General features: G+C 70.3%; 14 protein-coding genes. 9 read left to right on the top strand and 5 right to left on the bottom strand.

Annotation, left to right across the window (positions count from 1 at the left end):
* The first annotated feature begins 72 nt into the window (after nt 1–72).
* From CEK65_RS02800 to CEK65_RS02755, 9 genes are all read left to right on the top strand, one after another.
* Nucleotides 73–717, top strand: coding sequence for a histidine phosphatase family protein (locus tag CEK65_RS02800; protein ID WP_152180705.1), 645 nt, complete (start codon nt 73–75; stop codon nt 715–717).
* A gap of 418 nt (nt 718–1,135) precedes the next feature.
* On the top strand, nt 1,136–2,404 hold the full coding sequence (folC, locus tag CEK65_RS02790; protein WP_193314673.1) for a bifunctional tetrahydrofolate synthase/dihydrofolate synthase: 1,269 nt from the start codon (nt 1,136–1,138) through the stop codon (nt 2,402–2,404).
* A gap of 69 nt (nt 2,405–2,473) precedes the next feature.
* On the top strand, nt 2,474–3,571 hold the full coding sequence (locus CEK65_RS02785; RefSeq protein ID WP_152180702.1) for an SPOR domain-containing protein: 1,098 nt from the start codon (nt 2,474–2,476) through the stop codon (nt 3,569–3,571).
* Nucleotides 3,572–3,666: 95 nt separating this feature from the next.
* Complete coding sequence (locus tag CEK65_RS02780) at nt 3,667–4,428, top strand: CvpA family protein (protein WP_017915234.1); 762 nt, start codon at nt 3,667–3,669, stop codon at nt 4,426–4,428.
* A 28-nt stretch (nt 4,429–4,456) separates the two neighbouring features.
* A complete protein-coding gene (gene purF / locus CEK65_RS02775; RefSeq protein ID WP_017913998.1) occupies nt 4,457–5,923 on the top strand; it encodes an amidophosphoribosyltransferase in 1,467 nt (488 codons plus the stop codon).
* A gap of 31 nt (nt 5,924–5,954) precedes the next feature.
* Nucleotides 5,955–6,503, top strand: coding sequence for a hypothetical protein (locus CEK65_RS02770; RefSeq protein ID WP_152180701.1), 549 nt, complete (start codon nt 5,955–5,957; stop codon nt 6,501–6,503).
* Nucleotides 6,455–7,306: a ferritin-like domain-containing protein gene (locus tag CEK65_RS02765; protein WP_193314672.1), complete on the top strand. Its 852-nt coding sequence runs from the start codon at nt 6,455–6,457 to the stop codon at nt 7,304–7,306. The genes CEK65_RS02770 and CEK65_RS02765 overlap by 49 nt, the downstream gene beginning before the upstream one ends.
* A gap of 230 nt (nt 7,307–7,536) precedes the next feature.
* Nucleotides 7,537–8,781 carry a zinc-dependent metalloprotease gene (locus tag CEK65_RS02760; RefSeq protein WP_010341104.1) on the top strand — a complete coding sequence of 415 codons (1,245 nt, stop codon included), beginning with the start codon at nt 7,537–7,539 and terminating at the stop codon, nt 8,779–8,781.
* A 141-nt stretch (nt 8,782–8,922) separates the two neighbouring features.
* Complete coding sequence (locus tag CEK65_RS02755; protein WP_152180700.1) at nt 8,923–9,420, top strand: hypothetical protein; 498 nt, start codon at nt 8,923–8,925, stop codon at nt 9,418–9,420.
* A 317-nt stretch (nt 9,421–9,737) separates the two neighbouring features.
* On the opposite strand, the gene lpxH is transcribed toward CEK65_RS02755, so the two are convergent.
* The 5 genes from lpxH to ppk1 all read right to left on the bottom strand — a co-directional run bounded on the left by lpxH (nt 9,738) and on the right by ppk1 (nt 16,288).
* Nucleotides 9,738–10,475, bottom strand: a complete 738-nt coding sequence (gene lpxH / locus CEK65_RS02750) for a UDP-2,3-diacylglucosamine diphosphatase (RefSeq protein ID WP_152180699.1) — start codon at nt 10,473–10,475, stop codon at nt 9,738–9,740.
* Nucleotides 10,476–10,575: 100 nt separating this feature from the next.
* The gene (locus CEK65_RS02745) at nt 10,576–11,100 is read right to left on the bottom strand and encodes a phosphatase PAP2 family protein (protein ID WP_152180698.1); all 525 of its coding nucleotides are present in this window, start codon (nt 11,098–11,100) and stop codon (nt 10,576–10,578) included.
* Nucleotides 11,084–12,217 carry a glycosyltransferase family 1 protein gene (locus CEK65_RS02740; protein ID WP_017907842.1) on the bottom strand — a complete coding sequence of 378 codons (1,134 nt, stop codon included), beginning with the start codon at nt 12,215–12,217 and terminating at the stop codon, nt 11,084–11,086. The genes CEK65_RS02745 and CEK65_RS02740 overlap by 17 nt, the downstream gene beginning before the upstream one ends.
* A gap of 401 nt (nt 12,218–12,618) precedes the next feature.
* Complete coding sequence (ppx, locus tag CEK65_RS02735) at nt 12,619–14,145, bottom strand: exopolyphosphatase (RefSeq protein WP_148828562.1); 1,527 nt, start codon at nt 14,143–14,145, stop codon at nt 12,619–12,621.
* Nucleotides 14,146–14,200: 55 nt separating this feature from the next.
* Nucleotides 14,201–16,288: a polyphosphate kinase 1 gene (gene ppk1, locus CEK65_RS02730; protein ID WP_152180715.1), complete on the bottom strand. Its 2,088-nt coding sequence runs from the start codon at nt 16,286–16,288 to the stop codon at nt 14,201–14,203.
* Nucleotides 16,289–16,293 lie beyond the last annotated feature (5 nt).

Below are 16,293 nucleotides of genomic sequence, written 5' to 3'. Positions count from 1 at the left end.
GCGACGGAGCGGGTATCATGCCGCTCCGTTTTCGTTTGCGAGACGGCCCCTTCCCCCCAAGGAATCCAGCGCATGCGCATTCTGCTCGCCCGCCATGGCGAAACCCCGTGGAACGCCGAAGGCCGCTACCAGGGCCAGATCGACATCCCGCTGTCGCCGGTCGGCGACGCCCAGGCGCAGGCGCTGGGCGCACGCCTGCGCGAGGTGTCGCTCACCCGCGCCGTGGCCTCGCCGCTGGCCCGCGCGCAGCGCACCGCGCGCTTCGCCCTGGGCCCTGAGCGCGAGGCGTTGCTGCAGACCGATCCGGACCTGCAGGAAATCGCCCATGGCGAATGGGAAGGCCTGCTGGCCAGCGAGATCCACGAGAAGGATCCGGCGCGTCTGCGCGCCTGGCGCGAGGAGCCGGACACGGTGCTGATGCCGGGCGGCGAATCGCTGCGGCAGGTGCTGGAGCGCTCCTGGCGCGGCCTGGCCCGCGCCGCCGAGGGCCTGGGCGAGCACGACACGCTGCTGGTGGTGGCGCACGATGCGGTCAACCGGGTGATCCTGTGCCGGGTGCTGGGCCTGCCGATCGCGCGGCTGTGGAGTTTCCGCCAGGCGCCGACCACGCTGAACCTGCTGGAAGGGCCGGATGTGGAGCATCTGGAAGTGGTGCGCTTGAACGATTGCGCGCATCACACGCCGTTCTTCGGCGAGGCGAAGCATCGGGCGCTTTAGTTTCTTTCGATTCGTTCTGAGTGCACTGCGTAGTGCAACTGCAACTGCAAGTGCAAGTGCTTTCGCGCTTGGCGCGCGAGTCACTTTTCTTTGCTTGTGCAAAGAAAAGTAACCAAAAGAAAGCACACCCGGGCGGCACGCCCTCCGCGCTGCGCGCTCCGGGTGCGCAAGCAGGCCGGACATTTTTCGGCGGCACATCCATGTGCCGTCGAAAAACGGCGCGCGTCCTGCGCGCCGCCCCTGCGGGGTTTTCGTCCGTCCTGCTTGCCGTGCCTCACGGGATCCTGAACAGCCAAAGCCAAAGCAACCGCCAAAGCAACCGCCACAGCAACAGCCAAAACCGGAACCAAAACCAAAGCAGCAGCAAAATGCGTCGCCGCTATGAGTGCGCGTGCTGTTGTCGCATCAGTCGAGTTCAATCGTCTCCATGAACACCCTCCCCGAATGGCTCGCCTACATCGAGCGCCAGCACCCCCAGGACATCGCCATGGGCCTGGAACGGGTGCGCGCGGTCGCCGCACGCATGCGCCTGACCAAGCCGGCCAAGCACGTCATCACCGTCGGCGGGACCAACGGCAAGGGCTCGACCGTCGCCTTCGTCGAGGCCATCGCGCGTGCCGCCGGCTGGCGCGTGGGCAGCTACACCTCGCCGCACCTGCTGCGCTACAACGAGCGCGTGCGCATCGACGGCGAAGAGGCCAGCGATGCCGAGCTGGTGACCGCCTTCGCGGCAGTGGAGGCCGCGCGCGGCGACACCGCGCTGACCTACTTCGAGTACGGCACGCTGGCGGCGTTGTGGCTGTTCCAGCAAGCCAAGTTGGATCTGGCCGTGCTGGAAGTCGGCCTCGGCGGCCGGCTGGATGCGGTGAACCTGGTCGATGCCGATGTGGCGGTCATCACCACCGTGGACATCGACCACACCGACTGGCTCGGCACCGACCGCGAGGCGATCGGCGCGGAGAAGGCCGGCATCGCGCGGCCGTGGAAACCGCTGGTGCTCGGCGAGATCGATCCGCCCTCCAGCGTGCTGCGCCGCGCTTACGCGATCGGCGCCAATGCGCTGCGCGCCGGCAGCGACTTCTTCCACGAGCCGATCGACGCCGACCGCTGGCGCTGGCGCGACGTCGGCACCGAACTGCAGTTGCCGTTGCCGCAGCTGCGCGCGCCGGTGCAGCGCGCCAACGCCGCCACCGCCATCGCCGCCCTGCGCGCGCTGCGCCGCTCGCTGCCACGCAACGCCTACGCCGAGGGCATCGCCGCCGCGCGCCTGCGCGGGCGCCTGCAGTCGTGCCTGCGCGACGGGGTGGAGGTGCTGGTCGACGTCGGCCACAACCCGCAGGCAGCCCGCGAACTGGCCGCCGCGCTGCAGGCGCAGCCGGTCGCCGGCCGCACCTGCGCCGTGTTCGCGGCGCTGGCCGACAAGGACGCCGCCGGGGTGGTGGAGGCACTGGCCGCGCAGGTCGATGCCTGGCACCTGGCCGGCCTGGCCGGCAACCGCGGCCAGAGCGCTGCGCAGTTGCGCACGCGGCTGGCGGGGACCGCCGCCGCCGAGGCCGGCGGCGCCGAGAGCGTGGCGCAGGCGCTGCAATCGGCGTTGGCGCAGACGCGGCCGGGCGACCGGGTGCTGGTGTTCGGTTCGTTCCATACCGCCGCCGAGGCCTTGCACTGGCTGCATTCAGCCGGCTGATCCCGCCTCCGCGCGGGCCCACCTTATAATCGGCACGGCACTCCGCCACGCCGCCCCCTCAGCCTTTCCGTGGATACCGTCCTGAAACAGCGATTGATTGGCGCCCTTGTCCTGGTAGCGCTCGCCGTGATCTTCCTGCCGATGCTGGTGAAGGGGCCTGCGCCCGACAGCGGCGTGGCCAATGTGCCGCTGAAGGCGCCCGACGCGCCGGCCGACGGCCAGTTCGAGACCCGCGAGCTACCGCTGGTGACCCCGGGCGACGCACCCAGTGGCGGGGCGGTGGGCATGGCCAAGGCGCCGGGCGCCGCCGCTGCGCCAGCCGCCGCGCCGGCGCCGGTCAAGGACAACCCCGATGCCGCCGACCTGGCCGATCCGGCCGCCGGCAGCGCCGCGCAACCGTTGCCGCCGAGCACGGCCGCCGGCAACTACGCGGTGAATTTCGGCGCCTATGCCACCGCCGCCGATGCCGATGCGGTGATCGCGCGGCTCAAGCAGGCGCAGCTGCCGGGCTTCCGCGAGCAGGCCACGATCGGTGGGCGCCAGGCCTGGCGGGTGCGGATCGGGCCGTATGCCGATCGCGCCCAGGCCGAATCCGTGCGCCTGCAGGCGGTCAAGGTCCGCAACGACGTCAACGCCCAGGTGGTGACCCTGGATGCGGCGCCGAGCAACGCCACCCCGGCCAGCGCTACGCCGGCTGCCGCCAGCAACGTCGCCGCCGTCGCGCCCGCCGCCCCGGCCAGGACCGAGGCGCTGCCGCCGGAGCCGGCCAAGCCGGTCGCCACCACCAAGCCGGCGACGCCGCCGGCGCCCAAGCCGGAACCGGCCAAGCCGGCTGCGACCAAGCCCGAACCCGCCAAGCCCGTGGCCACCCCTGCCACCACGGCGGCCGCCAAGCCGGCGCCGAGCGTGCCCGCCGCGCCTGCCGCTTCCGGCACCGGCTTCGCCGTGCAGCTGGGCGCGTTCGGCAAGGCCGAGGACGCCAATGCCCTGCGCGACAAGGTGCGCGCGGCCGGCTTCAGCGCCTTCGTCGAGCAGGTGCGCACCGACAAGGGCGCGCTGAACCGGGTGCGGGTCGGCCCGGTCGCCAACCGCGCCGATGCCGAGCAGTTGCGCGCCCAGGTGGCAGCCAAGGTCGGCATCAGCGGTATGGTACGTCCACATCCTTGATCGGGCTTCGGCCCATGGAGTAGCACGATGGTCCAGGGAAGGCAGGCGCGACGCGCGATCGGCGCGATGCAGCGGCTCGGCCGCGGGAGGCGCGCATGATCGACATGGTGCTGTTGACGGTGATCCTGGTCTCGGCCCTGCTCGGGGCCCTGCGCGGGTTCGTCGGCATCGTGGTCGGCACGCTGTCCTGGTTCCTGGCCGGCTGGGCCACGTTCCAGTTCGGCGGCAATGCCGGGCAGTGGCTGGCCAACGGGTCCCGGCCGAGCATGAGCTACTACCTGGGCGGCTACGCGCTGACCTTCGTGACGGTGATGGCGGTGGTCGGCATCACCGGCATGGTGATCCGCACCGCGGTGCGCTCGACCGCGCTGTCGGGCACCGACCGCGCGCTCGGCTTCGGCCTGGGTGCGGCGCGCGGCGGCTTCTTCGCCGCGGTGCTGGCGTTCCTGATGAGCTTCACCCCGCTGACCCGCGAGCCGGACTGGCAGCATTCCATGGTGCTGCCGGTGCTCAACCCGGGCGTGGGCTGGATGCGCGCGCAGATACCGGACTGGCACATGCCGCAGATGCCGCAGATGAATCTGTCGCAGATGCCGCAACTGAACGTGTCGCAGATGAATTTGGGCAACTTGCCCGCGGCAGGCGATAATGCCGCGCTGGGCAACGCCCTGCAGGCCAGTGGGCTGCAGGAGATGATGTCCAAGGCCCTGGGACGTCCCGGGGTGCGGTCCGCGCAGCCCGGGGGCGATCCGTCGCAACTGATGCCCGCGAACATCGATCCGGCGCAGGCGCGTCCGGCGCAATTCGACCCGGCACGGGTCGAACCCAACGGCCAGGCACGGCCACCTTCCCAATAGCGGCATCCCCGCCGCGGAGAGCGTTGACATGTGTGGCATCGTCGGAATCGTCGGCAACCAGAACGTGGCCGGGCAACTCTATGACGGCCTGGCCGTGCTGCAGCACCGCGGCCAGGACGCGGCGGGCATCGCCACCGCCGACGGCACCCGCCTGCGCGTGCAGAAGGCCAACGGGCTGGTCCGCGACGTCTTCGACGAGAAGCGCATGGCGGTGCTGGAAGGCCGCGTCGGCATCGCCCATTGCCGCTATCCGACCGCCGGCTCGGAAGGCATGGACGAGGCGCAGCCGTTCTACGTGAATTCGCCGTACGGCATCGCGCTGGCCCACAACGGCAACCTGGTCAATACCGAAGCCCTGCGCCAGCAGGTGTTCGAGGCCGATCGCCGCAACATCAACACCGATTCGGACAGCGAAGTGCTGCTGAACGTGTTCGCCTACGAGCTCGACGCGCAGCGCATGCTGACCCCGGAGGCGGCGATCCGCGCCGTGGCCGGCGTGCACCGCCGCTGCAAGGGCGGCTATGCGGTGGTCAGCGTGGTGCTGGGCCTGGGCCTGGTCGCGTTCCGCGACCCGCACGGCATCCGTCCGCTGGTGCTGGGCAAGCGCGAGAGCGTGGAGGGCGACGAGTACATCGTCGCCTCCGAGTCCTCGGCGCTGGACATCCTCGGCTTCACCCGCGTGCGCGACGTGCGCCCCGGCGAAGCGCTGGTGATCACCGGCCGCGGCGAGCTGTTCTCCGAGGTCTGCGCCTCGCCCACCGACCACACTCCGTGCATCTTCGAGTACGTGTACTTCGCGCGGCCGGACTCGATGATCGACAACGTCTCGGTGCACAAGGCGCGCATGCGCATGGGCATGAAGCTGGGCGAGAAGATCCTGCGCCTGCGCCCGGATCACGACATCGACACCATCATTCCGATCCCGGACACCTCGCGCGACGCCGCGCTGGAGATCTCCAACGTGCTCGGGGTGAAGTACCGCGAGGGCTTCGTCAAGAACCGCTACATCGGCCGCACCTTCATCATGCCGGGGCAGGGCGAGCGGGTGAAGTCGGTGCGCCGCAAGCTCAATCCGATCCACCTGGAATTCCGCAACCGCGTGGTGCTGCTGGTCGACGACTCGATCGTGCGCGGCACCACCAGTCGGCAGATCGTGCAGATGGCGCGCGACGCCGGCGCGCGCAAGGTGTACCTGGCCAGCGCGGCGCCGCCGGTGCGCTATCCCAACATCTACGGCATCGACATGCCGGCCGCCGACGAACTGGTCGCGCACGGCCGCAGCGAGCAGGAGATCCAGGAATTCCTCGGCTGCGACTGGCTGATCTACCAGGACCTGGAAGACCTGGAGACCGCGGTGCGCGAGGGCAACCCGGAACTGAAGGCGTTCGACTCCTCGTGCTTCAACGGCCAGTACACCACCGGCATCGAACCGGGCTATTTCGAGCGGATCATGCAGCTGCGCTCGGACGAGGCCAAGCGCAAGCGCCGTGCCTGAGTCACGCCGCCGCCGCGCCCGGGCGCGGCGCATGCTCGCGCTGGCGGGTCTGGCGGCGCTGTGCGGCGGCTGCACTGCTGACGACGCCACGCGGCCGGTGCAGGCGCTGGACGATCCGCGCCTGCGCGACGGCAGTGTGCCGAGTGCGCAGTTGACCATGCTGCAGCTGTACATGGCCCCGGACCAGCTGGCGGTGCTGCAGCCGGGCTACCGCGCACCGTTGGCGATCGCCGGCGCGCAGCGCATCGGCGAGGACCTGCTGCTCCTGCGCCTGCGTGCGCAGGGCTCCTCCGACGACGTGCGCGCCGATGCGCCGCAGTGGGGGTATGCCGTCGATTGCCGGGATGGCACGGCGCGCCTGCTTGCCGCCGGCATCGGCGTCGACGCCGGCTGGCCGTCGGGCGCACCGCTGGCGAGCATCCCCGAACCGCCCGCGGCCGACCGCCGCAGCGCCTTCGCCCTGGCCTGCGCGCATCGCGTGGACTGCGTGTTCAAGGTGCCCGGCAACCGCTGCGAGCAGGCCCAGCGCACCTGGCTGGAACGGCGCCAGGCGGCAGCGCATCCGCAGGCGGCGCCGTGAACGGCGACCTGTACCAGGCCGCGCGCGCCTGCCTGGACGCCGCCGACCCCGACGACAAGGTCGCGCTGACCCAGCGCCATGCCGCGGCCTGGCGCGACGGCGCGCTCGCGGTGCCGGCCGCGGCGCCGCCGCCCGAGCCGATCCGCATGCCGGGGCGGCCACCGCGACCGCTGCTGGTGCATCCGCGCGAGCTGCCGCGACGCGGCCTCGGCAGTGCCGAGGGCCGTGCGGCGTTCATCCACGCCATCGCCCACATCGAACTCAACGCCATCGACCTGGCCTGGGACGCGGTCTACCGCTTCCGCGGCCTGCCGCCGGCGTTCTACGCCGACTGGGTGGCGGTGGCGGACGACGAATCGCGCCATTTCGTGCTGCTGCGCGACCGCCTGCGCGCGCTGGGCCATGCCTACGGCGATTTCGCCGCGCACAACGGCCTGTGGGAGATGTGCGAGAAGACCGCCCACGACGGCCTGGCGCGGATGGCGCTGGTGCCGCGCGTGCTGGAGGCGCGCGGCCTGGACGTGACCCCGGGCATGATCGCCAAGCTGCGCGCGCTCGGCGACGACGCCACCGCCGATATCCTGGACATCATCCTGCGCGAGGAAGTGGCGCACGTGGCCGCCGGCTCGCGCTGGTACCGCTGGTACTGCGCGCAGGCCGGGATCGAGCCGCGCGCCCGCTTCGCGGCGCTGCTGCGCGAGTACGCCGGCGGCTACCTGCACGGCCCGTTCAACCTGCAGGCGCGCCTGCTGGCCGGGTTCGACGAGGACGAATTGCTGGCGCTGCAGCAGCAGGCCGGCTGAGGCGGGGTCCTCCTGCGGCATGGCGCCCGGGTCGCGTCAACGCGCAGGCGGCGGCATGAACGCCCTTGCGTGCGTTCTGTGACGCCTATCTCCGAGCGGAGACCCCGCTGCATTTGTTGCTTGCGCTGAACGGTGGCTGAGCGGCTAATCGAACTCCCCCGCGCGGCTTCCCCCGTCTCCGGCCGCGCGCGGGGCGACGTTCGTCCCTACTCACCACCCAGGAGTCCGACATGAAGTCGATGTGCAGCCTTACCGCGATGCTTGCCCTGTGTGTCGCCGGTTCCGCCTCCGCAGCCGGAACGCCCCTGTTCCAGAGCAGCCAGTACGTCTCCAAGTCCATCGCCGGCGAGCCGGCGCTGAGCCGCCTGCTGGCCAATCCCGCCACCGGCGCGGTGCAGCGGGTCGGCGTGAACGCCGCCGCGGTCACCGCCGGACAGAAGCAACTCGAGCTGGACCTGCTGGGCCAGCGCATCACCGCCACGCAGTTGAAGACCGAGCAATTGGAAGGCGGCAACAGCATCTGGTACGGCAATCTCGGCAATGCCGCGGTGGCGCGGACCCGTGCGCTGTCCGGCCTGGATCCGCTGAACTCGGCGATCCTGGTGCGCAGCGGCGACACCATCACCGGCAGCATCCGCAGCAACGGCACCCTGTTCCACCTGCGTCCGATCGCCGGTGGCGGTCATGTGCTGGTGGAGGTCGACGAACGCCGCATGCCGGCCGAACATCCGGCCGACTACGCGTTGCTGCCGACCGTGCAGATGCCGCAGTCGGTGATCGACGAACGCGTGACCGCCGCCGGTGCCTCGTCCGGCTCGCCCGCGACCATCCGCGTGCTGGTGGTGGCGACCAACAAGGCGGTGACCAGCTACGGCGGCAACATGCAGTCGCTGGTGCAACTGGCGGTGGCCGAGTCCAACCAGGGCTACACCAACAGCAACGTCGGCATCACCATGCAGCTGGCCGGCTACGAGACCACCAACTACACCGAGTCCGGCGACTTCAACACCGACCTGACCCGCTTCCGCGGCACCAGCGACGGCTACATGGACAGCATCCATACCTCGCGCAACAACACCGCGGCCGACGTCGGCGTGCTGATCATCGACAACTCCGCCTATTGCGGCCTCGCCTCCGGCATCGGTTCCACCGCCGCCACCGCGTTCGCGGCGGTGTACTGGGATTGCGCCACCGGCTACTACAGCTTCGCCCACGAGATCGGCCACCTGCAGAGCGCGCGCCACGACGTGGCCACCGACTCCAGCACCTCGCCGTACGCCTACGGCCACGGCTATCGCTACGGCAACAGCTGGCGCACGATCATGGCCTACAACTGCACCAGCAGCTGCCCGCGGCTGAACTACTGGTCCAACCCGAACGTGTCCTACAACGGCGTGCCGATGGGCAATGCCAGCACCGCCGACAACCAGCGCGTGCTGGTCAACACCAAGGCGACGGTGGCCGGGTTCCGCTGAGTCGGCCCGCGCGTGGCGCAGGCCGCGTGCCTGCGCCACGCGCGGCGAAGACGGCCGGAGCGGGCGCGGCGGCGTCCGCTTCGGCTATGCTGGGAAGCGGTACCGGCGCGGCCGGTGCCGACCGACTTCCTGGGATCGACGATGTTCAAGCGCATGCGACTGCCGGCCGCGCTGCTGCTGGCGATGCTGAGCGCGGGCTGCGGCCCCGCTCCCGACCGGCAGACCGATACCCCGTCGCCGGCCGCCAAGACTGACGCACCGCGGGCGACCCCGCCGGCCGCGCCGGCCGACACCTTCGACGGAAACCGCGCGATGGACGTATTGCAGGCGCGCCTGTCGGCCGATCATGCCTATCCCGATCTGCAGTGCCTGGGCTACGCCGTCGAGGACGGCGAGGGCGCCGCCTCCCCGGCAGCGTCTGCAGCGGCCGCACCCGAGGCCGCCGCGCCGGCGGCGATCGAGATCGCCGTACGCGAGAAGCACGGCGACGGCTGCCCGGGCGACCCGCAGACCGAGCCGGTCCGCGACCGCTTCCGTGTCGAGCGCTCCGGTGCGATCCAGTGGTACGACGTGGTCGACGGCGACTTCGTCGAATACGCGCAATGGCGGCAGCAGCAAGCCGGTGGCGGCTTGCCCTGACAGGCGGATTTTCGCACCGCGCCGCGCGCGTGGTCGCGGCGCTGCGCGGCCAGGAAACGCGGGTGGAGGACGGTGGCCCGGATGTGGGCGGTGTCGACGTCGCGGCCCGGATCGTCAGGCCTGATTGCGGACTGCCCTGAGGTGGGCGGAGACGACCCGGTGCGCTGGGATGCCGTCATCGGCGGCCCTGCGGAATCCGGGGCCGAAGCGCTATTCGGCGCCGTCCTGCAGCCGCGCCGCGGTCGCAGGGAAATGCGTTGCCGCGAAGTGCCGGGTGCGCATCGCCGGGCTGCCCGCGGCCGCGCCGGACGCTGGCGCTAGAGCTGTTGCAGTTGGCAGCCCTGCGCGTCCACGCGCAGCACCGAACCCTGTTCGTACCAGTCGCCGAGTACGATGCGGGTGCAGGCGCGGCCCTCCACGTCCAGCGCATGCACCGCCGGCCGGTGGGTGTGGCCATGGATCATCCGCGCCACGCCGTAGCGGGCGAAGGTGGCGGCGACCTCGGCCGGCGCCACGTCGGTGACGGTTTCGAACTGCGCGCTGTCGTCCTGTTTCAACTCGGCCTGGCGCGCCTGGCTGGCGGCGCGCGCCTGTTGCGCGTAGGCGATGCGCGCGGCCAGCGGCTGCGCCAGGAACTGCTGCTGGAAGGCCGGGTCGCGGGTCTGCGCGCGAAACGCCTGGTAGGCGGTGTCGTCGGTGCACAGCAGGTCGCCGTGCAGCAGCAGGGTCGGCTCGCCGTACAGATCGATCACGCAGGGATCGGGCAGCAGGCGCAGGCCGGCGCGCCGCGCGTAGTCGGCGCCGAGCAGGAAATCGCGGTTGCCGTGCATGAAGAACACCGGCACCCCGGCCTCGTGCAGCGCGAGCAGCTCCACCGCCACCGCATCGGCCGCCTCGGACGGCGTGTCGTCGCCGATCCAGGCCTCGAACAGGTCGCCGAGGATGTACAACGCCTCGGCCTGCCGCGCCTGCCCGCGCAGGAAGTCGAGAAACAGCGCGGTGATCGCCGGCCGTGCCGGGTCCAGATGCAGGTCGGAGATGAACAGCGTGGTCATTCGGCCATTGTAGTACTGCCTGGAATGGAGAAACGGGAATCGGGAATGGCAAAAGCCCTCGCCGTTCCTATTCCCTATTCCCGACTCCCCATTCCCGGCCTTATATCAACCACAACGACACGCCCGCCAACAACGTGCCGATGCCGGTGGCGGCGAGCACGTCGCTGGGGTAGTGCAGGCCCAGCACCACCCGCGACAGCGCCACGCAGGCGATGAAGGGCACCAGCAGGGGCGCCAGCCAGGGGTAGTAGGCCAGGGCGACGATGCCGAAGGACACCGCGTGCAGGGTGTGGCCGGAGGGGAAGCTGAACTCGTCCAGCGGCGCCACCCAGGCGCGGATGCGCATATCGGCGGCGTATGGACGCGGGCGGCGGGTCCAGCGCTTCAGACCCTTGTACAGGCTCAGCGCGACCACGCCGGTGGCGGCCATGTGCGCGGAGGCGAACACGCCGTCCATGCCGTCGCACAGCACCAGCAGGGTCATCAGCGCGTACCAGAACACGCCGTCGCCGAGGCGGCTGATCACCGCGAAGAAGCGTCGCACCGAGCGCCGCCGGCACCAGTGGTTGGCGCGCCGGCACCAGCGGGTCTCGTGCCCGCGCAGGATCTCAAGCCGCGTCGACATGCGTCCTCCGGGTGTCCGCCAGTTGGTTGAGCAGGGCATCGAAATCGGCCACCACGCGCTCCGGGCGCAGTTGCTGCATCGACGCGCAGGCCGCCTCGCCGAGACGCTGGCGCAGCGCGTCGTCGCTGCCCAGGCGCAGCGCGGCGGCGATGAAGGCCTCGTCGTCGGCCACCGCCGCACCATTGATGCCGTCGCGCAGGTATTCGCGTGCCGCGCCGTAGTCGAAGGCGACGGTGGCCACGCCACTGGCCATCGCTTCCAGGGTCACGTTGCCGAAGGTCTCGCTGCGGCTGGGGAACAGGAACAGGTCGCCGCTGGCGAAATGCCGCGCCAGCGCGTCGCCGCGCTGGATGCCGCAGAAAATGAAGTCGGGATTTTCCTGCGCCAGGCGCTCGCGCAGCGGGCCGTCGCCGACCCAGACGAAGCGCGCCCGCGGACGCTGCTGCTGCAACTGGCGGAACGCGCGCACCGCCAGCGGCAGGTTCTTCTCCGAGGCGATGCGGCCCACGTAGAGCACCGCGCAGTCGTCGTCCTGCAGGCCCCACTGCGCGCGCAACTGCGGATCGCGGCGCTGCGGCTCGAACTGCTTGCTGTCCACCGCGCGCGCCAGCAGGCGCACCCGCTCGAAACCCTGGGTGGCGAGGAAGTCGCGCAGTTCGCGGGTCGGCACCAGGGTCGCCTGGGCCTGGTTGTGGAAGCGCCGCATCCAGCGCAGCGCGGTCGACTGCAGCCAGGCCGCGCCGTACTGCGGCAGGTACTCGTCGAAGCGGGTGTGGAAGCCGGTGGCGATCGGAATGCCCAGGCGCCGCGCGCTGCGCAGCGCCGACCAGCCCAGCGGGCCCTCGGTGGCGATGTACACCGCATCCGGCGGCGCCGCCTGCCACAGCTTGGTCAGGCGCCGCGGCGCGGGCAGGCCGAATTTCAATCCGGGGTAGCGCGGCAGCGCCGCACCGCGCACCAGCCGCAGATCCGCCGGGTCGGCGTCGCCGGCCTGGCGCGGACGCACCACGTCGACCGTATGGCCGCGCGCGCGCAGCCCCAGTTCCAGCCCCTGCACGGTCAGCGCGACGCCGTTGACCTCAGGGGGATACGTCTCGGTGACGATCGCGTAGCGCATGCGGGGGCTCCGGTTTGACTAAGCCTCGCGCAATGCAGTGAAGCGAACATGTCCAGCGCATGTAGGAACGATGACGCTAAAAGCCGGGATTGGGGATTCGGGATTGGGGATTCGGGGTTTTTCGCAAGTGCGTCGCCGTGCCGCTTTTCTGTGGGAGGGGCTTCAGCCCCGACGCGGTATCGGTAAGGCGTCGGGGCTGAAGCCCCTCCCACAAAAAAGCCGCGGTGTCGCGGCTTCACGAGGGGCGGGTTTTCTTTCAAAAACCGGCACTTTTCTCATCAAATCGCTTGACTACGATTTGACCGCGGACAGCATGCTGCCGTCCCGAATCCCGAATCCCGAATCCCGAATCCCGAATCCCGAATCCCGAATCCCGAATCCCGAATCCCGAATCCCGGCTTTCAAGCGACAAATGGGCGGAAATTGATCCCCAACCCCGCCATGCCCTCGACCTCGCCGATCAGGTCGGCACGCTGCAACGGCCGCGACTCGATCCACGGCTGCGACAGGATCAGGTGCAGGTTGGCGCCGTCGGCCTTCAGTTCCAGCGCCGGGATCGGGTCGGCCTCGTGCGCGCGGTGCAGCAGCACCGCCAGGCGCAGCAGCGCGGCCTTGCGCTTGGCGTTGAGCAACAGGCGGTCGGGCAGCGCGTCGAACGCGGTCTTGGAGACGTTGCGGCGGTGCGTGCGCACCAGCGTGGCCAACACCTGCTGCTCCTGCCGCGAGAAGCCGGCAATGTCCGAGTGCTCCAGCACGTAGGCGCCGTGCACGTGGTACTGGCTGTGCGCGATGGCCTGGCCGAGTTCGTGCAGGCGCGCGGCCCAGCCGAGCATGCGCGCGTCGTCGGCATCCAGCGCCCAGTCGCCGGCGACCTGCTCGAACAGCGCCATTGCGGTGTGCTCCACGCGTGCGGCCTGCGCTTCGTCGATGCCGTAGCGCTGGGTCAGCGCGGCGATCGCGGTTTCGCGCGGATCGTTCTCGCCGCCGCGGCCGAGCATGTCGTAGAGGATGCCTTCGCGCATGGCCGCCTTGCTCACCATCAGCCGTTGCAGGCCCAGGGCCTGGAATGCCGCCTCCAGCACCAGCACGCCGCCGGCGATGATCGGCCGGCGGTCGGCGGACAGGCCGGGCAGGTCGATGTCCTCGATGCGCTTGGCCAGCAGCAGGCGGTCGCGCAACTGCGGCAGCGCCTCGGCGGTGATCGCGCCCTTGGTCAGCTTCATCGCCGCGCAGATCTCGCCGATCGCCTTGTGCGTGCCGGACGAGCCCAGCGCCTCGTGCCAGCCCAGCGCACGGTACTGCCCGGCGAACTGCTGGAACTCGGCGCCGATCTCGGTCAGCGCGTCCTTCCACTTCTTCTTGGACAGCTTGCCGCCCGGGAAGAAGCGCCGCGTGCTGGCGATGCAGCCGGCCTGCAGGCTCTCGCGTTCCAGGGTCTGGAAGCCGCTGCCGATGATGAATTCGGTGGAGCCGCCGCCGATGTCGATCACCAGGCGGCGTTCGTCCGGCTTGGGCGGCTGCGCATGGGCCACGCCCAGGTAGATCAGGCGCGCTTCCTCGCGGCCGCTGACCACTTCGATCGGATGGCCGAGCGCGGTTTCGCCGGGAATCAGGAAGGTCTGCGGCGAGCGCAGCTGGCGCACGGTGTTGGTGGCCAGCGCGCGCACCCGCAGCGAGGGCAGGTCGCGGAGGCGCTGGCCGAAGCGTGCCAGGCATTCCAGCGCGCGCTGTCGCGCCTCGGTGGACAGTCCGCCCTTGTTGTCCAGGCCGTCGGCCATGCGCACGGTCTCGCGCAGGCGGTCCACCACCCGCAACTGCCCGAGCTGGTAGCGGGCGATGACCATGTGGAAGCTGTTGGAACCCAGGTCGATGGCGGCCAGCAGGTCGCCGTCGCGCAGCGGCGGATGAGTGGGGGAGGTGGCAGGCATGGCGGAATGGTAGCCGATGCGCGGCGCGCGCCGTTGGCGCTGCGCCGCGGTGTGCTCAGAGCCCGTCGAGCAGGGCCAGCTGCGCCGAATGCGGCGGCTGGTCCTGGCCCGGGGCCAGCTTGCGGTAGTTGCCGTCGGCGTCCAGTTCCCAGGCGTTGAGATTGTCGGCCAGGTAGTTCTGCAGCACCTCGCGGTGGATGCGCTTGACCAGGTCCGGATCCAGGATAGGGAAGCCGGTCTCCACGCGCCGCAGCAGGTTGCGTTCCAGCCAGTCGGCGCTGGCGCAGAACAGTTCCGGCGCACCGTCGTTGCCGAACCAGTAGACCCGGCTGTGCTCGAGGAAGCGGCCGACGATCGAGCGCACCCGGATGTTGTCGGACACGCCCGGCACGCCCGGGCGCAGGGTGCAGGCGCCGCGCACGATCAGGTCGATCTTGACCCCGGCCTGCGAGGCCGCGTACAGCGCGCGGATCACCTGCGGCTCGTTGAGCGCGTTCATCTTGGCGATGATGCGGCCCGGGCGGCCGGCATGCGCCAGCTTGGTCTCGCGCTCGATCCGGTGCAGCACGCCCGGGTGCAGGGTGAAGGGCGATTGCAGCAGGCGCTTGAGGCGGATCTTCGGCGCCAGCCCGGACAACTGCTGGAACAGCAGGTGCACGTCGTTGCCGATGTCCACGTCGGAGGTGATCAGGCTGAGGTCGGTGTAGGCGCGCGCGGTGCCGCTGTGGTAGTTGCCGGTGCCCAGGTGCACGTAGCGGCGCAGCTTGCGGCCCTCGCGGCGCACGATCAGCAGCATCTTGGCGTGGGTCTTGTAGCCGACCACGCCGTACACCACCTGCACGCCGGCTTCCTGCAGGCGGTCGGCCAGGCCCAGGTTGGCCTCTTCATCGAAGCGCGCGCGCAGTTCCACCACCACGGTGACGTCCTTGCCGTTGCGCGCGGCCAGCACCAGCGCATCGACGATCGCCGAGTCCTTGCCGGTGCGGTACAGGGTCTGCTTGATCGCCAGCACGTTGGGGTCGATCGCGGCCTGCTTGATCAGGTCCAGCACCGCGGTGAAGGCGTCGAACGGGTGGTGCAGCAACACGTCGCCGGCGGCGGCGATCTCGAAGATGCCTTCGCTGTCGCGCAGGGTGCGCGGATTCATCGGCGGATACTTCAGGTCCGGGCGCTGCACCAGGTCGTAGACCTGGTTGACCCGGCTCAGGTTGACCGGGCCGTTGATCCGGTAGACCGCGTTTTCCGGCAGTTCGAAGTTCTGCAGCAGGGTGCGCACGATCGACTTCGGGCAGTCCTCGGCGATTTCCAGTCGCACCGCCGGCCGGTAGCCGCGGTTGACCAGTTCGTCGCGCAGCGCCAGCGCCAGGTTCTCCACTTCCTCCTCGTCCACCACCAGTTCCGAGTTGCGGGTGACGCGGAACTGGTAGGAACCCATCACCTCCATGCCCGGGAACAGCTCGTCGACGAAGGTGGACAGTACCGAGGACAGGAACACGAAGCTCTGGCCGCCCTCGGCCAGGCTTTCCGGCAACTGGATGATGCGCGGCAGCGAGCGCGGCGCGCGCACGATCGCCAGGTGGCCGACGCGGCCGAACGCGTCGGTGCCCTTGAGCACCACCACGATGTTCAGCGACTTGTTGAGGATCTTCGGGAACGGATGCGCAGGATCCAGGCCCAGCGGCGACAGCACCGGCATGATCTCGTTGCGGAAGTAGGCGCGCAGCCAGCGCTTCTGCCGCGCGTTCCAGGAATGCCGGCCGAGCACGCCGATGCCGGCGTCCTTCAGCGCCGGGCGCAGCACCTCGTTCCAGCAGCGGTACTGCTGGTCGACCAGTTGCGCGGCGCGGTCGTGGATCGAGGTGAGGATGGCGTTGGGGCTCATCCCGTCCGGTGCCGGCGGCAGCCCGAATTCCTGCGCGTGGCGCACGGTGGCGGCGCGGATCTCGAAGAACTCGTCGAGGTTGGTGCAGGAGATGCACAGGAAACGCAGCCGCTCCAGCAACGGCACCTGCGGATCCTGCGCCTGCGCCAGCACCCGGAAGTTGAAGTCCAGTTGCGACAGCTCGCGGTTGATGTACAGCGCGGGGTCGCGCAGCGGGTCGCTGGGAATGTCCGGGGGCGGCGTGGGCGGCAGGATCCGCAGGTGCC

Source organism: Xanthomonas sp. LMG 12459 (assembly GCF_009192905.1).
In the GTDB taxonomy this organism is placed as follows: domain Bacteria; phylum Pseudomonadota; class Gammaproteobacteria; order Xanthomonadales; family Xanthomonadaceae; genus Xanthomonas_A; species Xanthomonas_A sontii.
Note: the sequence above shows the minus strand (reverse complement) of the source record. Positions and strands in the feature narration are given on the sequence as shown.

Coding starts and splice junctions, on each gene's coding strand:
- lpxH (WP_152180699.1), bottom strand. CDS start 10,475: ATGACCACGCTGTTCATCTCCGACCTGCATCTGGACCCGGCACGGCCG.
- CEK65_RS02755 (WP_152180700.1), top strand. CDS start 8,923: ATGTTCAAGCGCATGCGACTGCCGGCCGCGCTGCTGCTGGCGATGCTG.
- ppx (WP_148828562.1), bottom strand. CDS start 14,145: ATGCCTGCCACCTCCCCCACTCATCCGCCGCTGCGCGACGGCGACCTG.
- CEK65_RS02780 (WP_017915234.1), top strand. CDS start 3,667: ATGATCGACATGGTGCTGTTGACGGTGATCCTGGTCTCGGCCCTGCTC.
- CEK65_RS02760 (WP_010341104.1), top strand. CDS start 7,537: ATGAAGTCGATGTGCAGCCTTACCGCGATGCTTGCCCTGTGTGTCGCC.
- purF (WP_017913998.1), top strand. CDS start 4,457: ATGTGTGGCATCGTCGGAATCGTCGGCAACCAGAACGTGGCCGGGCAA.
- CEK65_RS02770 (WP_152180701.1), top strand. CDS start 5,955: ATGCTCGCGCTGGCGGGTCTGGCGGCGCTGTGCGGCGGCTGCACTGCT.
- CEK65_RS02745 (WP_152180698.1), bottom strand. CDS start 11,100: ATGTCGACGCGGCTTGAGATCCTGCGCGGGCACGAGACCCGCTGGTGC.
- CEK65_RS02800 (WP_152180705.1), top strand. CDS start 73: ATGCGCATTCTGCTCGCCCGCCATGGCGAAACCCCGTGGAACGCCGAA.
- CEK65_RS02740 (WP_017907842.1), bottom strand. CDS start 12,217: ATGCGCTACGCGATCGTCACCGAGACGTATCCCCCTGAGGTCAACGGC.